Consider the following 2,461-nt stretch of genomic DNA (forward strand, 5'->3'; position numbering starts at 1 on the left):
TCCTCATTCGTCTTTGAATGGGGATTTTTTTTACTTATTTTCCTTGCTTGATAAAACTGTGATCTGGCACCCGGATCAAGTAGTAACGCGTTGCCAAATGCCCCGCGTGCATTCCAATACCGTTTTGCCAGTTCTTCTTATATGTGGCCGTATAAATGGCTACATAAGCACGTTGATATTTCTTATCCATCTTCTTGAGCGTCTTTTTAACATATGGAATCTTTTCCGCATTAACATCTAATGCCGTATCACCATATGCAATCGATGCATAATCGCTAGACGCTGTAATTTTGCTTCCTGCCTTATAAAATGTATATGATTGAGAACTGTATCTCTTCTTAGCCGAATTAATCGTGACATAGCTTGAATTGCCAACCCCTGTCTTCATTATCAGCGGTTCATATTTAACGCTTGAAGTAATTCGACTCGCATCTTCCAAATCTGGATTATCCATAAAGGTCTGATTAAACATCCAGCCAGCTGCCACTAACAAAACGACAACTTCAACTACAGTCAAGATAAAGTTAGGCCAACTAAAGTGCTTATGCTGTTTGATAATCATTTTAATTCGTCTGCTACGAATATTTTGGATAATAAATACTAAATAAAGTATGATGGCAACCCAGATTAAGATACCAATAATATTCCAGCTAAACATGTCTCGTCCTCCTTGCTCTACATTATAGGGGAAATTTTTCAAAATTTGAATAGTATACGTATTGAATACTTTGGATTTAGGTGAGATGATAGTTACTGAGTACATTAGATTTATTAGGGAAAAATATGGTAGCAATAGCATTTTATTCAATAAATGGGCAAACTAAACGTTTTATTGATAAAATGCAATTAGAAGCCCATCAAATCAGCGATGCTAAACCCAAATTTGATATGGGTCAAAAATATATTTTGATCGTTCCTGCATATCAGGATTTCATGCTGGACTCAGTCGTTGACTTTTTAACGTATAAAGACAATAAAAAGAATATTATCGGAATTATCGGTTGTGGTAATCGTAACTTCAACGACCTTTTTGCTCAAACCGCGAAGAAGATCGCAGCTACGCTAAAAGTGCCGATTCTTTATTTGTTGGAATTTAGTGGCACAAGTGAAGATGTCAAAAACGTTCGCAAGATTGTTCATGATTTTTCTACTGGTGAAAGCACCAAGAAAATCCAAAAACCTAAAGAATTACGTGGAAATATTAGCTTTTTGAGTGATTTTAGAGATTGAGTATGACTGAGAAATATTACGAAGCAATTAACTGGAATGACATGGAGGATCGTGTCGACAAATCCGCTTGGGCGAGACTAAACGACATTATTTGGGGAACCTCGCAACGTTTAAGCTAAAAAAGAATTTTTAAAATTAGAAAAGCCGGGCAAGTACGAAAATCTTGTCGCCTTTCTTGATTGATGGGTTAGTAGGTGCAACTTCTGAAACACCAAGCTTTGGAGCAGTGAAGCTAGCAGCTTCGCTGACTGAAGCACCGACACCCATCATACTAATTGAAGCAACTACAACTGAAACAACTTTAACAATTTTCTTTGAGTCTAACATAATGAATACCTCTATTTTCTAAATCACTTAACTTGGTGGAACTTTTTGTTCCCTCAGTCCTTGCATCTTTATTATATAACACATGTTATATAATGTAAGGGCAAATAAAACTCTTTTTGAAAAGAAAATAGATGGCGCAAATGCTTGCTATAATAACATTTATGCAAAGTTTTGACTAGAAAAATCGCAAAAATAAAAAACAAAAATTTTTGTTATCATTACAAAAAAGACCCGAATCACTTAGATTCGAGTCGAAAAAATCATCAAACTACTTTTTCTTAGTTTCTTTTTTAGTAGTTTTGCTTTTCTTGGTTTCTTTCTTTTTAGCCGTTGCCTTTTCTGGAACCTGGTATTCGCGCACAACTTTCAATTTTTCAATAATTGCCTCTACTAGTTGATCTACAACCTTATCAGTATCTTTTTCAACTTCTTCTTCAGTTGCCAATTGATCAATTCTAAAGTGCGAAACATTGACATAATCAGACCGCGTTTCAAAATAAACATTAAGCGGATATTCTTGTCCTTCCTCAAAAAAGTTGGCAATCTTCTTATAATTGCTGTAAGGCAAGTTAATAATGTTAGTCTCTAAAGCAAAGGTAACTGGTCGCTGGCCTGTTACCGCTAATTGAGTTTGCACTAATGAATCGTGCTTAAACGCAGCAGCAACCTCCTTAACCATCTTCTCTGCATAGGGCTTAATTTTGCTCTTAGACTTGCTGATATCGCCATATTTTACTGTTTCAAGATCTTGAATGTAATCTTGATTTTCAATTTTATCATTTAAATCTTCTAAATTAATCTTCAAAATAAACTTTCCTTTTTATTAATTCTACTCACTAACATACTACAAAAAATTTTTTTGTCATCCATTTTTAGAATTCATAATAAGATTTTGCTAGAATAG

At 34.6% G+C, this 2,461-nt stretch carries 3 protein-coding genes and 2 pseudogenes; 2 read left to right on the forward strand and 3 right to left on the reverse strand.

Annotated features, from left to right (window positions below; translation table 11 throughout):
• Window positions 1-34: 34 nt before the first annotated feature.
• On the reverse strand, window positions 35-658 hold the full coding sequence (locus tag HMPREF0518_RS06585; RefSeq protein WP_023192898.1) for an LVIS_2131 family protein: 624 nt from the start codon (window positions 656-658) through the stop codon (window positions 35-37).
• Window positions 659-783: 125 nt separating this feature from the next.
• Here HMPREF0518_RS06585 and nrdI point away from each other — a divergent pair, with 125 nt between their 5' ends.
• Together nrdI and HMPREF0518_RS11140 are read left to right on the forward strand one after the other, a co-directional pair.
• Window positions 784-1,230, forward strand: a complete 447-nt coding sequence (gene nrdI / locus HMPREF0518_RS06590) for a class Ib ribonucleoside-diphosphate reductase assembly flavoprotein NrdI (protein ID WP_003627304.1) — start codon at window positions 784-786, stop codon at window positions 1,228-1,230.
• Window positions 1,231-1,232: 2 nt separating this feature from the next.
• Window positions 1,233-1,404: pseudogene (locus HMPREF0518_RS11140) on the forward strand (ribonucleotide-diphosphate reductase subunit beta); the annotation flags it as partial.
• Here HMPREF0518_RS11140 and HMPREF0518_RS06595 read toward each other — a convergent pair.
• Both HMPREF0518_RS06595 and HMPREF0518_RS06600 read right to left on the reverse strand, forming a co-directional pair.
• Window positions 1,375-1,557, reverse strand: a pseudogene (locus tag HMPREF0518_RS06595) (hypothetical protein); the annotation flags it as partial. The pseudogenes HMPREF0518_RS11140 and HMPREF0518_RS06595 overlap by 30 nt on opposite strands.
• A 268-nt stretch (window positions 1,558-1,825) precedes the next feature.
• Window positions 1,826-2,362, reverse strand: a complete 537-nt coding sequence (locus HMPREF0518_RS06600) for a hypothetical protein (protein WP_003627306.1) — start codon at window positions 2,360-2,362, stop codon at window positions 1,826-1,828.
• Window positions 2,363-2,461 lie beyond the last annotated feature (99 nt).

Origin of the sequence: Lactobacillus helveticus DSM 20075 = CGMCC 1.1877, from assembly GCF_000160855.1 — a bacterium.
Classification (GTDB): domain Bacteria; phylum Bacillota; class Bacilli; order Lactobacillales; family Lactobacillaceae; genus Lactobacillus; species Lactobacillus helveticus.

What these genes read in the sequence shown, in the direction of transcription:
- HMPREF0518_RS06585 (WP_023192898.1), bottom strand. Translation starts at nt 658, where the DNA reads ATGTTTAGCTGGAATATTATTGGTATCTTAATCTGGGTTGCCATCATA.
- nrdI (WP_003627304.1), top strand. Translation starts at nt 784, where the DNA reads ATGGTAGCAATAGCATTTTATTCAATAAATGGGCAAACTAAACGTTTT.